We start from the raw sequence: 15,162 nt of genomic DNA on the forward strand, positions 1-15,162 counted from the left end.
TAGCCCTGAGCTAAACCGCATCGAGTTACTCTGGCATAAAATGAAATATGAATGGTTGCCCTTCAAAATGTTTACTCCCGATGAGCTTGAAAGCGCCATTGATGAAATTGGACGGGGATTTGGCTCAAAATACACGTTAACTTTTTGCTAGGCGCTTAAGAAGCCAGAATTCACGCCCGATCAATTCAATGAAGCCTATGATGTAAGTGAGCAATTAAAGGCAAAATATAGAGGGATGTATGAACAAAATTTTAAATAAACACTATTATTTACTCATAAGTATTGTTTTGCTCTTCTCTTGTGTTGCGAAAGCTGATTATGATGACTTTTTAGAAGTAATTAGGTCGTCTATTGTTCCTGAGTCGGATACCATTTTTTTGGGAAGACGTCAGGATATAAGATAATAGAAAATGGATATGTAACTGATTCTGGCGAGGTATTGTCCATTGCCATCATTCAAGTAGAGGTCGTAAAACCGCTTAGAGGGAAGATTAAGGCAGGGGAGAAACATTTAGTATGCACCTGGTTTATGCCTGGAGGAGGAAGTTCTAAGGCGTATGGATTTGACTACGGAAAAGACAATGATGAAATAACCATCTTAGGAATAGCAACTGAATTCAATATACAGTTGCCTCACTTTCGCTATCACTTAATCGGCGGATTTAATACTGAATCTATAATTAAGGAAGGTTTGAAACTCCCTGAAAAACCTATTGAAAATAAATCTCGCATTTTGACAACTTTTTCCGAACCTAGAGATAAAATTATTAGAAACGCATGCAATGAAGCTAATGCTTGGCCTTAACAGGCTGGTGAAAAACTCAGAAAGGCAAGCAATCCACGGCCGTACGGCGGATGAATCGCACGGTGAGTGTCGTAAGGCGGATTCGGAGCGGTAGCGACAATCCGCCAAAACTCGAAACCACCCGGCGTTTTGCTATTGCGAAAACGCCCTACGGTCCGGGTTAGCGTTTCCGCGACAGCAATAGCAGCCAAACCAAAAACGGAGCCGAGTACACCGCAAAAGATGCTAACAGGCCCGGTATACCGTGCGGAGCCACTACCGTTTCGGTCAAAAACAGGGCATCGCCGAAAATTGCCGCAACCGGTAGGTAGTAAAACGACAGCATTACCAGAACGACAAAGCCGAATGGTAGCGGCGCGCCGAAAATCAGCAGCATTTCCAATAGGTTCGGCAGTACTGCCGCCAGCAGAAAAAACCGGCATAAGGTGCGGTATCGGTTCGGTTGGGGCGCTGTACCGTTATTCATCTTCAGCGTGATTTGGCAGGCTTGAGTCGTTACGGGAGCCGCTAAAAATTGCACGTCGATACGCTCAGTGCGAACGGCAGCCCCTATAAATCAGGGTATTACACGTTCATGCTTCGCGAAACTCCGCACGAACGGATAATTTTTAGAGGTTCCCATACGTCATGCTCGGCCTGGCCTACGCCGACTGAAACGCCTGGCTCAGCAGCGTGTTTTCCGTTGCGGTGTCCAGTTCGCCGGTTTTCGGCAGGCCGGTTTTTTCTTGATACGCCGTGATTGCCGAGCGGGTGCGTTTGCCGGTGACGCCGTCGATTGTGCCGGGGTCAAAGCCGAGATAGAGCAGCGCCGCTTGCGCCGTGCGTAAGCCCAAATCCGGCAGCATCACCTTGTATTGGGCGTGGGCCGCGGCCAGTCGGGTGTCGTATTGGTTTTTTTCGAAGCTCGGGCCGTTATAGCCGCGGGCGAACGCATCCCATTTGCCCTTTTGCATCGCGCCGGCCAAGCCATTGGCTTTGATGAAATTGGCCATCGCCAGCAACTGGGCGTTCTCGTCTGCAACGAATGCGGCCACCATGGCGTCCACAGTGGCAAATCCGGCGTCCTCGAAGTTAAAACCCATCACCTGGCCAATGCCCCAGGAAGCGCTTCTCAGCGCCGCCGCTTGGTCCAGTCCGAGCGCTCTGTGCAGGCGGTCGTATTCCGCCGCACCGCCGATGTAGCCGCCGGCTTTACTGTCGCTGATGTCAGGGGCGCTGCTGTCGAACCGGCCATCGGTTTGATTATGAAAAATATGCCGTTCAAACAGAATCTGCGGCCGCCGGTCTTTCAAAAAACCGAAGCCGCGCGTTTCCACGCTGAGCACCGCCCACACCTCGGGCTGGGCAACGCCCAAAGTGTTGCACACTTGCTCGATACCTTCGCCGCTTAATGGACGGCCTTGACCTTGAAAATTCATGATGTACCCCCCCTTGGTTGATTGTGCCGGGCGGAAGCAGACCCGCCCCCTGTTCGATTTAACCGCCCCGAGCCGGGACAGCCCGTTGCAAACCGGAATTACTAACCGGATACGGCCGACAAGCCGGCCCTGTCAGAGCGGCGCGGCGGGTTATCGTTACGATCCGGATGGGCAGAAATTGCGCTGGAGCATGTCGGACCGCCGCTTGCGATCTGCCGGTTCAGTGTTCGCAGAGCCCGCTCAAGATTGCGGCGAGGGCTTGCGGTCGATATGGCCCAAATCCCGCTCCGGCGCGATCACGTCTCTGACCAACTGTTTCAGTTCGGTAATTTCGGGGAAGCGGCCGCGTTCCTTGCGCGACCAGACCAGCACGCCGTCGGCGGACACTTCGAAAATGCCGCCGGTGCCGGGTTGCAGCGCCAGTTCGCTCAATTCGCTATCGAAGGTCGTCAACAGCTCTTGCGCCATCCAGGCCGCGCGCAGCAGCCAGCGGCATTGGGTGCAGTAACGGATTTCGACGCGGTGGCTCATAGACTGTCGCGCAGGCGTTGGTAGATGCCGCCGAAGCTGCCGTTGCTCATCAATAGGACGTGGCAAATGCCGCCGGCTTCGGCTTGGATCTTGTTCACGATCGAATCCAGGCTGTTGCAGATCTCGATGTTATTGGCGTATTTCAGCAATTGGCTCAAATCCCAGCCCAGATTGTCGGGTTGGTAGATGATGGCGCGGTCGGCCTGGCTCAACGATTCGGCCAGGGATTGGGTATGCACACCCAGGCGCATCGTATTCGAGCGCGGTTCGACGATGGCCAGGATTTTTTCGTTACCGACTTGTTTGCGCAAACCGTCCAGCGTGGTTTGGATCGCGGTCGGGTGGTGGGCGAAGTCGTCGTAAACCGTGATGCCGGCTTTTTTGACGATGACTTCCATCCGGCGCTTGACGTTCTGGAATTGCGCCAACGCGGCGATGGCGTCGGCCGGGGCCACGCCGACATGGCGGGCGGCGGCGATGGCGGACAAGGCGTTGTAGACGTTGTGACGGCCGGTCAGCGCCCATTCCACGGTGCCTTGGTTGTGGCCTTCGAAATGGATCGCAAAACGGCTGCCGTCGGCGGCCAGCAATTGCGCTTGCCACGGCGCCGGGGCATCGATCGCGGTCAGTTGCACCGGGCTCCAGCAGCCCATCGCCAATACTTCGGCGACGTGTTTTTCGCAGTCGGGGGCGATGATCAAGCCTTGACCGGGGACGGTTCTGACCAAATGGTGGAACTGCTTTTTGATTGCGTCCAGATTTTCGAAGATGTCGGCGTGGTCGTATTCCAGGTTGTTCAGAATCGCGGTGCGCGGCCGGTAATGCACGAATTTCGAGCGTTTGTCGAAAAAGGCGCAGTCGTATTCGTCGGCCTCGATGACGAAGAAATCCGATTCCCCCAGCCGGGCGGAAATGCCGAAGTTCAAAGGTATGCCGCCGATCAGAAAGCCGGGCTTGAAACCGTTGTGTTCCAGAATCCAGCTCAGCATGCTGGTGGTGGTGGTTTTGCCGTGGGTGCCCGCGACGGCCAATGCCCATTTGTGTTGCAGCACGTGTTCGGCCAACCATTGCGGGCCGGAGATATAGGGCAGGCCCAAGTTTAATACCGCTTCCACTTCCGGATTGCCGCGCGACATCGCGTTGCCGACCACGACCAGGTCGGGTTTCACGTCCAGATTTTCGGCCTTATAGCCGTTCATCAACTTGATGCCTTGTTGTTCGAGCTGAGTGCTCATCGGCGGGTAGACGTTCTGGTCGGAGCCGCTGACGGTGTAGCCGAGTTCGCGGGCGATCAGGGCCAGGCCGCCCATGAAAGTGCCGCAAATGCCGAGGATGTGGATATGCACAGGTTTGGGTTGGGTCATTTTTTCGGTTCTTCGGATTTTGCTTCGGTTGGGGCAGGGACTACTTCCTCGGCCTTGGCTTCCTGCACTTTGGCGCCGGCCGCTTCCAATAATTTGACGATGTTGTCGCGGCCCAGTTTTTTGGCTTTGTCGAGGACTTTTACGCCTTGGGCGTCGGCCGCGTTGACGTTGGCGCCGGCGGCGATCAACACGCCGACCAGATCCGGGTTGCCGAACATTACCGCATCCGTTAGCGCGGTCGAGCCGAGTTTATCGGCCAGATTGACATCGGCGCCGTAAGCGAGCAGGGTTTTGACGATTCTGATGTTGCCGTTGAAGCTGGCCGCCATCAACGCGGTGCGATCTTGGTCGATCTTGCCGTTGGCATCCAGACCTTGCGCCAATAACGATTCGACCCGTTCGATTTTGCCGGCGGCCGCGGCGGCGAACAGGTCTTTGGCGTCTTCGGCAAACGCCGCCAAGGGCAGGGCCAGCAGGGCCGCGCCCCAAAATCTGCGGATGTTCATGGGATTGCTTGCGTTTGGTTACCAGTTGGGTTGAAATAACCGAAAGTCCGTTTTACATGATCCATCAATGAGCGAAAAAAACAAAGTTTTAGTTGAAGCGCAACCTTACTACGTCGAGGCGCAATCCTCGCCGGAACAGAACCGTTACGTGTTCGCTTACACCGTCACGATTACCAACGTCGGTTCCACGCCGGCCAAATTGCTGACCCGGCACTGGCTCATCACCGATGCCAACGGCAAGATCCAGGAAGTCAACGGCGAAGGCGTGGTCGGCGAGCATCCGCATCTGAATCCGGGCGATTCGTTCCGTTACACCAGCGCGGCGATGATCGAAACTCCGGTCGGCGTGATGCAGGGCAAATACCAGATGCAGGCCGATACCGGCGAGAATTTCAACGCAGCCATTCCTAAATTCACGTTGTCGATCCCTCGAACCCTGCACTGATGGCGGTTTATGCAATTGGTGATATCCAGGGCTGTTACGATGAATTCCGCAGGTTACTGGACCAGATAGCATTCGATCCTGGCCGCGACCGGTTGTGGCTGGCTGGCGATCTGGTCAACCGCGGGCCCAAGTCGCTGGAGACGCTGCGTTTCGTCAAGGGCCTCGGCGATGCGGCGATTACCGTGCTGGGCAACCACGATTTGCACCTGATCGCAACCGTGGTGTCGCTGAGCAAGGCCGGCAAAAAAGATACCTTGGGTGCTATTTTGCGGGCCGAGGATTGCGACGAGCTGATTCACTGGCTGCGCCACCAGCGCTTGTTTTACCGCGACGGCGATTTCTGCATGCTGCATGCCGGCCTGCCGCCGCAGTGGGACCCGGCTACGACCGAGCAGATGGCGCGCGAGACCGAACAAGCCATGCAGGGGGGGGATTACGAACGCTTTTTCCGCTCGATGTACGGCAACAAACCTCTGCTTTGGCGGGACGATTTGCCGAAGAACGAGAAGCTGCGCTTTGCGGTCAACTGTTTTACCCGCTTGCGTTATTGCACGCTCGCCGGCGAGCTGGATTTCGGCCAGAAAGGTGCGCCGGGCACGCAGCCACCGCATTTGTTGCCCTGGTTCCAGGTGCCGGGCCGGAAAAGCCGGGAGCTGCGGATCATTTTCGGCCACTGGTCGACCTTGGGCTATTACGAAGGCTACAACTGTTATTCGATCGATACCGGATGCCTGTGGGGCGGCCAATTGACCGCGTTGCGCCTGGACGATGATATGCCGCAACGCTTCAGCATCGATTGTCGCCCGGCACAGGATCCGCTGGCTTACTGAGTTCCCGGCCCGCTTGCCGCGGCCGTTTTTCGCGGAATCCGCCCTTTCCATCCAATCCATAGGAAATACCACAATGCAAAACAGATGGCTGTACGCGATGTTTTTGGCTATGCCGCTGACGGCATTCGCTTATACCGGCGAAAACGATTACGGCCAGCCGGTCGACCACAAGCTGGAAAGTTTGACGCAATTGCTGCAACTGACGCCGGAGCAAAAATCCAAACTGGAAACGATTTTCAAGGAACAGCACGAGAAATTCCGGGCGATCCATGAAGAATCGCACAGCCGCATCAAACAGGTGTTAAACCCGGAGCAGATGCGGAAAATGGACGAATTGCGCAAGCAACACAAAGAGCGGATGCAGGAAGACGCGCAAAAGTCGGCCCGCTAAACGAAAAAGGCGGTAGCGGCACCGATTATGCCGCTACCGCCTTTTTTCGAGCTGTCGGTTTAAGAGAAATTGCGGCCGTAGAAGATTTCCGCCATTTCGTCCTGCAGCATTTCCTGGATTTCCTGCTTCTCGTCGTCGCTGAAGTTGCTTTCCTTTTCGAACAGGTAATTTTCCAGCTCGGTTTCCTTCAGCATCATTTTGGTGTGGAAGATGTTCTCCTGATAGACGTTGACGTCGATCATTTGGTACAGCTCTTTGGTGCTCTCGGCGATGTAGTTCTGGATCGAGTTGATCTTGTGGTCGATGTAATGCTTTTGGCCGGAAATATCGCGAGTGAAACCGCGTACCCGGTAGTCCATGATCACGATGTCGGACTCGAAGCTGTGGATCAGGTAATTCAGCGCTTTCAACGGCGAAATTTGGCCGCAGGTCGAGACGTCGATGTCGGCACGGAAGGTACAGATATCGGTGTCCGGATGGCTTTCCGGATAGGTATGCACGGTGATGTGGCTTTTGTCCAGGTGGGCCAGAATCGTGTCGGGCAAGGGGCCTGGCGATTCGGAGTTCATGCCGGCCGGAATCACTGCACCTTCGGAAATCAGCATCGTTACGCTGGCGCCCTGCGGATCGTAGTCCTGGTGGGCGATGTTCAGAATCTGGGCGCCGATGATGTTGGCGACGTCTTTCAAAATCTGGGTCAGACGCTTGGCGTTGTAGGCTTCGTCGATATATTCGATGTAGGCTTTTTCCTGCTCTTTGGGCGCATAGCACACATCGTAGATATTGAAACTCAGCGATTTGGTCAGGTTGTTAAACCCGTGTAATTGTAACTTGCTCAACCGGTCAGCCCTCTATAACTTCAAAATCATGACTTATTTCCACGCCCGCTTTGCCGAGCATGATAGACGCGGAACAGTATTTCTCGGCCGATAGTTTCACCGCCCGTTCCACCGCCGCCGCCGGCAGATTCTTGCCGGTCACCTTGAAATGCAAATGGATTTTGGTGAATACCGCCGGCACGCTATCGGCCCGTTCCGCGGTCAGCTCGGCCGTGCAATGGACGATGTCGTGCCTGCCCTTTTGCAGAATATCGACCACATCGAACGACGAGCAGCCGCCGATGCCCAGCAACAGCATTTCCATCGGCCGCACACCGAGATTGCGGCCGCCGTGGTCCGGCGGCCCGTCCATCACGACGGTGTGGCCGCTGCCGGATTCCCCGACAAATAGCCGGCCGTCGACCCATTTAATCGTTGCCTGCATAATCAATCCTAACCAAAAACAAAATTGGCGCGGATTTTACAACGAACCTGTCAAATGTCTTGATTTTTTTCTAAAACTACTGCACCTTGGTAGAGTACTCAAACTAGTTCACAAAATTATTACAACTTATGAGCTTTGTTAAACAAAACAAAATATCTCCCGCCGCCCTGGATGCCTTTCTGCGTTTCTGCCACGTTAGGAGTTATCCGGCCAAAATAACCATCGTTCGCCCGGGTGACGTCGGCGATAAATTGTTGTTCGTTGTCGACGGTTCGGTAAGTGTAAGCGTTGAGGACGAAGAGGGGCGCGAACTGATTCTGGCGTATTTGAATAAGCACGATTTCGTCGGCGAGATCGGCGTGTTCAAAAACGCCGAAACCCGTAGCGTATCGGTTAAAACCCGGACCAAATGCCAGATGGCAGAAATCGGCTACGAGCGGTTCAAGCTGTTGTTGAATACCGATTTGCGCGATCACGCCGTGGAGATTTTGACGGTATTGGGCGAGCAACTTTCCACCCGGCTGTTGATCACCAGCCGCAAATATCGCGACTTGGCGTTCATGGACGTCGAAGGCCGCATTGCCCGGACGTTATTGGATTTGTGCAAGGAACCGGATGCGATCACCCATCCCGACGGTATGCAATTGCATATCACCCGCCAGGAAATCGGCCGTATCGTAGGTTGTTCGCGTGAAATGGCCGGGCGGGTGTTGAAAGAGCTGGAAGACAAAGGTTTGATCACCGCCCACGGCAAGACCATTGTCGTGTTCGGCACCCGATAAGAGTTGTTCGGGCTAAGCTCTGTCGTCACCCGTTTAGACCAAAACGATCCCGTTCCGGTAAAAAACCGTCGTGAAGGGAGCCGGCCATTTTGGCGGCAGCGCGATCCTCGGAGGCGTGGAAACCGCCGCGCAACATACGTTATGAAAAACAGCCACTGCGCGGCGCCTCAAGGCTATGTGTTCGGCCAACCACTGCCGATCGCCGAATTCAAGACTCTACTCCATTTGTGCCGGCTTGAGCCGGAGTCCGGTTTCTAATCGGATCGTTATTTTCCGAATACCTTCCGAAACAAGTCCTGCATCGCCGCCCACGATTGCCGGTCGGCTTCGGAGTCGTAAGCGATCGGTAGGTTATTGGCCTTGCCCAGTCGGTCGGCGTCCGGGTTGCTGAAGCCGTGGCGGACGCCGGGATAGTTGACGAAACGGTAATCGGCGCCGGCTCGAGCCATTTCCGCTTCGAACGCGGCAATGCTGTCCGCGCTGACGAACTCGTCCGCCGCACCGTTCAACACCAGAATTCTGGCTTTCACTTTGCCGGGTTGGGCCGGGGTTTTGGTCGCCAGATTGCCGTGGAAGCTCACCACGGCGGCCAGATCGCCGCCCTGTCTGGCCATATTCAATACCGTGGCGCCGCCGAAGCAGTAACCTATTGCGGCAATTTTGCTCGGATCGACACTGGGCTGACGTTTCAGAAAGGCCTCTGCTGCAGCAAAACGCTGTTCGGAAACGCCGGCCCGTTCGACCACGCTGGCCATGAAAGCCGAGGCCTCGGCCGCATGTTCGCTGGATTTGCCGTCGCCGTACATATCCACCGCCAGGGCGGTATAGCCCAGTTCCGCCAACATTTTCGCGCGCTGTTTGGCGTAGTCGTTCAAACCCCACCATTCGTGTACGACCAGCACGCCCGGTTGTTTCGCGCCCTTGGCGTCGTCCCAGGCCAGATAACCTTTGAATGTAGTGCCGCCGGCCTGGTAGCTGACGCTCTCTTCGCGCAGCGCGGCCTGTAGCCCGGAACTGAAAAACAAAGCCAAAAACAATAAGCGGGATATCATGTAGCTCTCCTGTTAGCGTGAAAACGGTTACGGTTACATCACTAACGGATATTGTCAATCGGCTGGCGGGCGGCGGCGCACGCACGTCTTGTTCAGCGCAACATCATGGAGGCGATCCTATGAAACCTAGCGGTTCGCGCCCGGTGTGGCGGCAAATACCCGCCAGCGTCTGGGCCTTGGGCTGTGTCAGCATGTTGATGGATATTTCTTCGGAAATGATCCATAGCCTGTTGCCGCTGTTCATGGCGACGGTGTTGCACGCCAGCAGCCTTAGTATCGGCTTGATCGAAGGTGCGGCCGAGGCTACCGCGCTCATCGTCAAGGTATTTTCCGGCACGCTCAGCGATTATCTGGGCAAACGCAAGAGTTTGGCGTTGTTGGGTTATAGCCTAGGTGCGTTGACCAAGCCGTTGTTCGCGCTTGCCGCCAGTATCGACATGGTGTTGAGTGCGCGTTTGTTGGATCGGGTCGGCAAGGGAATACGCGGAGCGCCGCGCGATGCGCTGGTGGCCGATGTGACGCCGGTCGAAATACGCGGTGCGGCTTTCGGTTTGCGGCAATCGCTGGACACGATTGGCTCTTTCCTGGGGCCGCTGTTGGCGGTCGGCTTGATGCTGGCCTGGGCCAACGATTTTCGAGCTGTATTTTGGGTGGCGGTGATCCCCGGGGTGTTATCGGTCGCCATGCTGTTGTTCGGCGTCACAGAGCCGGCCAACTTGGCGCGGGCCAAACGCGGCAACCCGATCCGGCGCAGCAATTTGCGGCGCCTGGGCCGGGAATACTGGTGGGTGGTGATGGTGGGTGCGGTATTTACGCTGGCCCGCTTCAGCGAGGCGTTTTTGGTGCTGCGGGCGCAGCAGGGCGGCATAGCTATCGCTTGGGTGCCGCTGGTTATGGTGGCAATGAACGTTGTTTATTCGGCCACAGCTTACCCTTTCGGGCGCCTGTCCGACCGGATGCCGCACCGCACCTTGCTGGCCTGGGGCTTGCTTGTGTTGGTCGGCGCCGATTTGATTTTAGCTTCTAGCGCCCGCTGGGAGGCGATGTTGGCAGGAGTCGGATTATGGGGGTTGCATATGGGGATGACACAGGGCTTGTTGGCGAAAATGGTGGCCGATACCGCGCCGGAGGATTTACGCGGTACCGGCTTCGGCTTTTTCAATCTGGTTAGCGGGGTGGCGATGCTTTTGGCCAGCGCGCTAGCCGGTTTGTTGTGGGACCGCCTGGGCGCGGCGGCGACATTTTATGCCGGCGCCGGCTTTAGCCTGTTGTCGTTGGCGATGTTATTTATGCGTCGGATTGGCAGCCGCTAATTGCTTCCCGGTGATGTTCCGCGGCAATTCTCGTCCGCCGCTCGCTAGGGGCCGGCAAAACGAGAATCGGCGCGCCAAGGCGTTACGCAAGCCGATTTTTCGGCTATTTGCGGGTGGTGCTGAACGTGTAGGAGCGGACGATGCCTTGAGCGTCGAAGCGGATCAGCAGGTCCTGCGAATCGGTGCCACCGAACAAGGCATACTTGTAAATACCGTAGGTCCAGGTCGGTTTGCCGTCTTCCATGCCGGTGCGCCAAGGTGTGCCGAACAGCTCGGTAATATCCTGTTTGCGGGTTTGGCCGATTTTGATTTCCGGCACGTGATTTGCTGCAAACTCCTGGCCGACCGTGAAACAACCGGTCAATTGCGTTGTCGATAAAGCGCTAACCAGCAACAGCGACGTTAACGTTAAAGTGCGCGGATTGAGTTTGACGAAATGGTTTTTCATAAGCATTGCCTTCAGGAAAATTGATGGATCTAAACTAGCGTTTAACGATTTATCTTAGCTGTTTCCGGTCGCCACCCGTAAACTTTTTAGCCAGAATCCGGATGCCCAGATGCTCACCCACGCCGATAGTTCCACTCTCGATTGTCTCAGATTCGATAACCGTTTCGTCCGCGAATTGCCGGGCGACACCGAAACCGATAATTTTCGCCGTCAGGTTTACGGCGCCTGTTACTCATTGGTGCAGCCAACGCCGGTGAAAAGTCCGCGCTTGGTGGCATATTCGCCGGAAGTGGCGGCGGAGTTGGGGATTTCGGATCAGGATTGCCTGTCCCACGACTTCTGTCAGGTGTTTGCCGGCAACCGCCTGGCGGCCGGGATGCTGCCGTTCGCGATGTGTTACGGCGGTCACCAGTTCGGCCACTGGGCCGGTCAGCTCGGCGACGGCCGTGCCATTAACCTCGGCGAAGTGGTGTGTCCAGACGGGTTGCGCCGAACCCTGCAATTGAAAGGAGCCGGCCCCACTCCGTATTCCCGTAGCGCGGATGGTCTGGCCGTGTTGCGTTCGTCTGTCCGCGAGTTTTTATGTAGCGAGGCGATGCATCATTTGGGCGTGCCGACCACCCGCGCGCTCAGTCTGGTGTTGACCGGCGAAACCGTGGTGCGCGACATGTTCTACGACGGTAATCCGCAACTGGAGCCCGGAGCGATTGTATGTCGAGTAGCGCCGTCGTTTACCCGTTTCGGCAATTTCCAGATTTTTACCGCCCGCGACGATTTGGAGTCGTTGAAGAAATTGGCCGACTACACGATCCGCAACGACTTCCCGGAATTGGGCGAGCCGAGTCCTAAGGTGTATCTGCGTTGGTTCGAGGAAGTCTGCCGGCTCACCGCCGAAATGGTCGTGCATTGGCAGCGGGTCGGTTTCGTGCACGGCGTGATGAACACCGACAATATGTCCATTCTGGGTTTGACCATCGATTACGGCCCATACGGCTGGTTGGAAAATTACGATCCGGACTGGACGCCGAATACGACCGATGCCCAGGGGCGTCGCTACCGCTTCGGCAATCAACCGAAAATCGCCTACTGGAATCTGGTCCAGCTCGCCAACGCCATTTATCCGTTGGTGATGCGTGCAGAAGCCTTGCAACAAGCGTTGTCGGCGTTCAGCGAAACCTACGAGGCGAAGTGGCGCGCTACGATGGCTGCCAAACTGGGTTTTAGCCGTTTCGATCAGGACAAAGACCAGGCCCTGGTTGGCGATTTGTTACAACTGCTACAAAGTGCCGAAACCGATATGACACTGTTCTATCGGCAACTGGCCGACATCGATCCTTACGATCTGGCCGGTTCTGGAGTCGGCTTCTTGACGATGCTGGAGCGCAACAGTTATGCGTCGCTGACGGAAGGAATACGTGATCGTGCGCTGGATTGGTTTGGGCATTATAGCGACCGTTCCCGAAGCGATGGGAGCGATGGTGCAGCGCGTCGGCAGCGGATGAATGCGGTGAATCCGAAATATGTGCTGCGCAATTATCTGGCGCAATTGGCGATCGATCAGGCGGAGCAGGGCGATTTCGGCTTGGTGACGGAATTGTTGGACACATTGCGCAAGCCTTACAGCGAGCAACCCGGTCGCGAGCGTTTCGCCGAGAAGCGTCCGGATTGGGCCAAACAGCGAGCGGGATGTTCGATGTTGTCGTGCAGTTCTTAATCGGTACCAGTCCCGGTTTTTGGGGGCAGTTACTGTACTGAGTTGTCAGGCTGGCATACTATTGTTCCATCTAGCTGAATTTATCCGGAGCAAGGCATGGCTCAACAAATCGGTATCGTGAAATCTGTAAGTGGCGCAGTCAGCGCCAAGGCCGCCGATGGGGGCGTACGTATACTGCGAGCGGGCGACAGAGTGTTCGACACCGATTTGCTGGCTACCTCGGCTGGCAGCAGCATTGTCATTGAGTTGGCCGACGGCTCCAGCGTGGATATGGGCGCTAACGACAGCATGTTGCTTGGGGCGGTGTTGCAAGAACAGTCCCAGGAGATCGCTACCGTTGCGCCGACTACGGCTCCGGCCGGACCTTCGGCGGAAGACATTCAAGCGGCCTTGCTGGCGGGTGCCGATCCGACTCAAATCGCCGATCCGACCGCTGCCGGTGCGCCGGGTGCTGGCCCTGCTGGCGGCGGCGTTGCCGGTAACGAAGGCCACGTCCCTGTCAGCGTCGATTATTTGAATCCGGTTGCGCCGGTCACAAACGGTTTCGATACTACAGGCCCCAGCGTCGCGTTCAACGACATTGCTCCCGAGGTATTGTTGCTGAACCCAGGAACCCTTCCTGGAGAGCCTATTGCTGGCGGAAATCTGCCGCCGGTGGCGCTGGATGACAGTATCTTTGGCCAAATTCCGGGGACGCCCGCTGTGTTGTTGAACGTAATCGGTAACGACTTCGACCCCGATGGCCCGGCTCCGGAACCTTCGACTATCCAATTCGTCGGCACGGCTGGCCCCGGCCTGCCTTTGGTCGTCGCCGGGCAAGGGGTTTGGAGCGTCAATCCGACTAACGGCAATGTAACTTTTACGCCCGAGCCGGGTTTCCTGGGTAATCCGACCCCGATCAAATACACGGGCACGGACAACTTGGGTTTGGTTTCCAATCAAGCTACGATCAGCGTCAGTTATGTTCCAACTGTGGCTGCGACGAGTGTCACGGTGGATGAAACGACCGGCAAATTGGCGGCGACCGGTGCTGTGTCGGTCGAACCTGCAGGCAGCGGAGTGTTGTTAATCAATGGTGCTGCCCCGGTTTCCGTGACTTTGGCGGCTGCCGGAGCAACCTGGGATGCTGCCAGCAAAACTTTGGATGCCAGTACCTACCGGATTACGGTCAATGCCGACGGCACCTACGAGTTTGAGTTGAAAGCAGCATTGCCGCACCCCGGTCTGGCAGACGCGGCTTCGACGCCAATCCAATACGATATTTCTGCGGTATTGACTGGCACTAACGGTGCCGTAGCGAATGCGACATTTTCTGCCAGCGTGTTCGACGACGGTCCGACGGTTGGCGGTCGCAATGGCCAGCTATTGCATAATGCCGAAATGAAAGACGCGGCGGGCGAGAGCTTAGCGGGATTGATTCAATACGATCTTGGCTTCGACGGGTTTGGCGGTAGCGGAGGCATCACTTTGGTAAAACCTACGGCAAGTTTAACCTCGTTATTCGACAGTGTATCGTTTACGGTATTGGACACCAACAACGACGGCTTGGACGAATTGTATGCCTACGTTGACAATGGGCCGGCCGGATTCGGCGTTGAAGACCGCCAGGTGTTTACGCTGCTGCCGACGCATAACGGTGCCAGTGTCGGCGACTATGCCTTGACGTTGCAGAGCATGCTGGATTTGCCTGCGGCGCCGATTATCGACTTGAATTTTACTGCGGCCGCGGTTGGTCCCTCCGGGAATATTGCGGTTGGTAATTCGTTACTGATTACCGGTGCGGCGCTCGTGCTCGACAACGGGCACGTTGGTGTCAACAACGGTGTGATGGACAGGGGCGAAAGCGTTACCTATAAGTTCGGTACGGTCAACAACTTCGGCATAGACGCGCCGCAGTTGGTCAATGGCGTCAGGTTGAGCGAAATCAATGTCGGCGGCAGTGCCGATTCGTTCAAATGGACCGCGTATCGCGACGGAGCCGAAGTGGGCAGTAGGACGGTGAACTACAGTGCGCCTGCGGGCGGGGGCGACGCTCCGGCCATAGTTGTTGACGGTGGTTACGACACGTTGAAGATCGAGGTCAGAAACGGCAGTTTCGAAGTGGTCGGGTTGAAGTACTCGAATTTTCCAAATACGCAAACTTTGCCGTTGACGTTTGATTTTGTGGCGACGGATGGCGACGGCGACAGCAAATCGGGCAGTTTTAACGTTCAGGTAGGTAACCAGTTATTGTCCCATTTGACTGACACACTGGCGCCGCTAAATCATCCCGATAGCGTCGTTTCCCATTAAGTTGCAAA

General features: G+C 56.0%; 17 protein-coding genes. 8 read left to right on the forward strand and 9 right to left on the reverse strand.

Features of this window, described 5'->3' with window-relative positions:
* Positions 1 to 439 precede the first annotated feature (439 nt).
* Positions 440 to 805 (forward strand): hypothetical protein, encoded by a 366-nt coding sequence (locus NP603_RS09775; protein WP_256610687.1) that lies wholly within the window; start codon positions 440 to 442, stop codon positions 803 to 805.
* A 160-nt stretch (positions 806 to 965) separates the two neighbouring features.
* Here NP603_RS09775 and NP603_RS09780 read toward each other — a convergent pair whose 3' ends face one another.
* The 5 genes from NP603_RS09780 to NP603_RS09800 all read right to left on the reverse strand — a co-directional run bounded on the left by NP603_RS09780 (position 966) and on the right by NP603_RS09800 (position 4,624).
* Complete coding sequence (locus tag NP603_RS09780) at positions 966 to 1,271, reverse strand: hypothetical protein (protein WP_256610689.1); 306 nt, start codon at positions 1,269 to 1,271, stop codon at positions 966 to 968.
* Between the two features lie 175 nt (positions 1,272 to 1,446).
* A complete protein-coding gene (locus NP603_RS09785) occupies positions 1,447 to 2,223 on the reverse strand; it encodes an N-acetylmuramidase domain-containing protein (RefSeq protein WP_256610691.1) in 777 nt (258 codons plus the stop codon).
* Between the two features lie 240 nt (positions 2,224 to 2,463).
* Positions 2,464 to 2,754, reverse strand: coding sequence for an Rdx family protein (locus tag NP603_RS09790; protein WP_256610692.1), 291 nt, complete (start codon positions 2,752 to 2,754; stop codon positions 2,464 to 2,466).
* On the reverse strand, positions 2,751 to 4,100 hold the full coding sequence (mpl, locus tag NP603_RS09795; protein WP_256610806.1) for a UDP-N-acetylmuramate:L-alanyl-gamma-D-glutamyl-meso-diaminopimelate ligase: 1,350 nt from the start codon (positions 4,098 to 4,100) through the stop codon (positions 2,751 to 2,753). The genes NP603_RS09790 and mpl overlap by 4 nt, the downstream gene beginning before the upstream one ends.
* 14 nt (positions 4,101 to 4,114) lie before the next feature.
* Complete coding sequence (locus tag NP603_RS09800; protein ID WP_256610693.1) at positions 4,115 to 4,624, reverse strand: ankyrin repeat domain-containing protein; 510 nt, start codon at positions 4,622 to 4,624, stop codon at positions 4,115 to 4,117.
* A gap of 67 nt (positions 4,625 to 4,691) precedes the next feature.
* On the opposite strand from NP603_RS09800, the gene apaG reads away from it, so the two are divergent.
* The 3 genes from apaG (at position 4,692) to NP603_RS09815 (ending at position 6,290) form a co-directional block, all read left to right on the forward strand.
* A complete protein-coding gene (apaG, locus tag NP603_RS09805) occupies positions 4,692 to 5,069 on the forward strand; it encodes a Co2+/Mg2+ efflux facilitator ApaG/CorD (protein ID WP_256610694.1) in 378 nt (125 codons plus the stop codon).
* Complete coding sequence (locus tag NP603_RS09810) at positions 5,069 to 5,899, forward strand: symmetrical bis(5'-nucleosyl)-tetraphosphatase (protein WP_256610695.1); 831 nt, start codon at positions 5,069 to 5,071, stop codon at positions 5,897 to 5,899. The genes apaG and NP603_RS09810 overlap by 1 nt, the downstream gene beginning before the upstream one ends.
* A gap of 73 nt (positions 5,900 to 5,972) precedes the next feature.
* A complete protein-coding gene (locus NP603_RS09815) occupies positions 5,973 to 6,290 on the forward strand; it encodes a hypothetical protein (protein ID WP_256610696.1) in 318 nt (105 codons plus the stop codon).
* A 59-nt stretch (positions 6,291 to 6,349) separates the two neighbouring features.
* On the opposite strand, the gene speD is transcribed toward NP603_RS09815, so the two are convergent.
* Positions 6,350 to 7,129, reverse strand: coding sequence for an adenosylmethionine decarboxylase (speD, locus tag NP603_RS09820; protein WP_256610697.1), 780 nt, complete (start codon positions 7,127 to 7,129; stop codon positions 6,350 to 6,352).
* A 4-nt stretch (positions 7,130 to 7,133) separates the two neighbouring features.
* Entirely contained in the window at positions 7,134 to 7,553 is a 420-nt protein-coding gene (locus NP603_RS09825) for an OsmC family protein (protein WP_256610698.1), read from the reverse strand.
* Positions 7,554 to 7,681: 128 nt separating this feature from the next.
* On the opposite strand from NP603_RS09825, the gene crp reads away from it, so the two are divergent.
* Positions 7,682 to 8,335: a cAMP-activated global transcriptional regulator CRP gene (gene crp, locus NP603_RS09830; RefSeq protein WP_140914360.1), complete on the forward strand. Its 654-nt coding sequence runs from the start codon at positions 7,682 to 7,684 to the stop codon at positions 8,333 to 8,335.
* Positions 8,336 to 8,601: 266 nt separating this feature from the next.
* Here crp and NP603_RS09835 read toward each other — a convergent pair whose 3' ends face one another.
* Positions 8,602 to 9,387 carry a dienelactone hydrolase family protein gene (locus tag NP603_RS09835; RefSeq protein ID WP_256610699.1) on the reverse strand — a complete coding sequence of 262 codons (786 nt, stop codon included), beginning with the start codon at positions 9,385 to 9,387 and terminating at the stop codon, positions 8,602 to 8,604.
* 119 nt (positions 9,388 to 9,506) lie between these two features.
* On the opposite strand from NP603_RS09835, the gene NP603_RS09840 reads away from it, so the two are divergent.
* Positions 9,507 to 10,700: an MFS transporter gene (locus NP603_RS09840; protein WP_256610700.1), complete on the forward strand. Its 1,194-nt coding sequence runs from the start codon at positions 9,507 to 9,509 to the stop codon at positions 10,698 to 10,700.
* Positions 10,701 to 10,803: 103 nt separating this feature from the next.
* Here NP603_RS09840 and bamE read toward each other — a convergent pair whose 3' ends face one another.
* Positions 10,804 to 11,148, reverse strand: a complete 345-nt coding sequence (gene bamE, locus NP603_RS09845; RefSeq protein WP_256610701.1) for an outer membrane protein assembly factor BamE domain-containing protein — start codon at positions 11,146 to 11,148, stop codon at positions 10,804 to 10,806.
* A 109-nt stretch (positions 11,149 to 11,257) separates the two neighbouring features.
* Between bamE and NP603_RS09850 the strand changes: the two genes are divergently transcribed.
* Positions 11,258 to 12,862 (forward strand): protein adenylyltransferase SelO, encoded by a 1,605-nt coding sequence (locus NP603_RS09850; RefSeq protein ID WP_256610702.1) that lies wholly within the window; start codon positions 11,258 to 11,260, stop codon positions 12,860 to 12,862.
* 96 nt (positions 12,863 to 12,958) lie between these two features.
* The gene (locus NP603_RS09855; protein WP_256610703.1) at positions 12,959 to 15,154 is read left to right on the forward strand and encodes a retention module-containing protein; all 2,196 of its coding nucleotides are present in this window, start codon (positions 12,959 to 12,961) and stop codon (positions 15,152 to 15,154) included.
* The last annotated feature ends 8 nt before the right edge of the window (positions 15,155 to 15,162 follow it).

The sequence above is a fragment of the Methylomonas aurea genome, from assembly GCF_024505045.1.
In the GTDB taxonomy this organism is placed as follows: Bacteria; Pseudomonadota; Gammaproteobacteria; order Methylococcales; family Methylomonadaceae; genus Methylomonas; species Methylomonas aurea.

What these genes read in the sequence shown, in the direction of transcription:
- NP603_RS09780 (WP_256610689.1), bottom strand. Translation starts at nt 1,271, where the DNA reads ATGAATAACGGTACAGCGCCCCAACCGAACCGATACCGCACCTTATGC.
- NP603_RS09785 (WP_256610691.1), bottom strand. Translation starts at nt 2,223, where the DNA reads ATGAATTTTCAAGGTCAAGGCCGTCCATTAAGCGGCGAAGGTATCGAG.
- NP603_RS09790 (WP_256610692.1), bottom strand. Translation starts at nt 2,754, where the DNA reads ATGAGCCACCGCGTCGAAATCCGTTACTGCACCCAATGCCGCTGGCTG.
- NP603_RS09800 (WP_256610693.1), bottom strand. Translation starts at nt 4,624, where the DNA reads ATGAACATCCGCAGATTTTGGGGCGCGGCCCTGCTGGCCCTGCCCTTG.
- apaG (WP_256610694.1), top strand. Translation starts at nt 4,692, where the DNA reads ATGAGCGAAAAAAACAAAGTTTTAGTTGAAGCGCAACCTTACTACGTC.
- NP603_RS09810 (WP_256610695.1), top strand. Translation starts at nt 5,069, where the DNA reads ATGGCGGTTTATGCAATTGGTGATATCCAGGGCTGTTACGATGAATTC.
- NP603_RS09815 (WP_256610696.1), top strand. Translation starts at nt 5,973, where the DNA reads ATGCAAAACAGATGGCTGTACGCGATGTTTTTGGCTATGCCGCTGACG.
- NP603_RS09825 (WP_256610698.1), bottom strand. Translation starts at nt 7,553, where the DNA reads ATGCAGGCAACGATTAAATGGGTCGACGGCCGGCTATTTGTCGGGGAA.
- crp (WP_140914360.1), top strand. Translation starts at nt 7,682, where the DNA reads ATGAGCTTTGTTAAACAAAACAAAATATCTCCCGCCGCCCTGGATGCC.
- NP603_RS09835 (WP_256610699.1), bottom strand. Translation starts at nt 9,387, where the DNA reads ATGATATCCCGCTTATTGTTTTTGGCTTTGTTTTTCAGTTCCGGGCTA.
- NP603_RS09840 (WP_256610700.1), top strand. Translation starts at nt 9,507, where the DNA reads ATGAAACCTAGCGGTTCGCGCCCGGTGTGGCGGCAAATACCCGCCAGC.
- bamE (WP_256610701.1), bottom strand. Translation starts at nt 11,148, where the DNA reads ATGAAAAACCATTTCGTCAAACTCAATCCGCGCACTTTAACGTTAACG.
- NP603_RS09850 (WP_256610702.1), top strand. Translation starts at nt 11,258, where the DNA reads ATGCTCACCCACGCCGATAGTTCCACTCTCGATTGTCTCAGATTCGAT.
- NP603_RS09855 (WP_256610703.1), top strand. Translation starts at nt 12,959, where the DNA reads ATGGCTCAACAAATCGGTATCGTGAAATCTGTAAGTGGCGCAGTCAGC.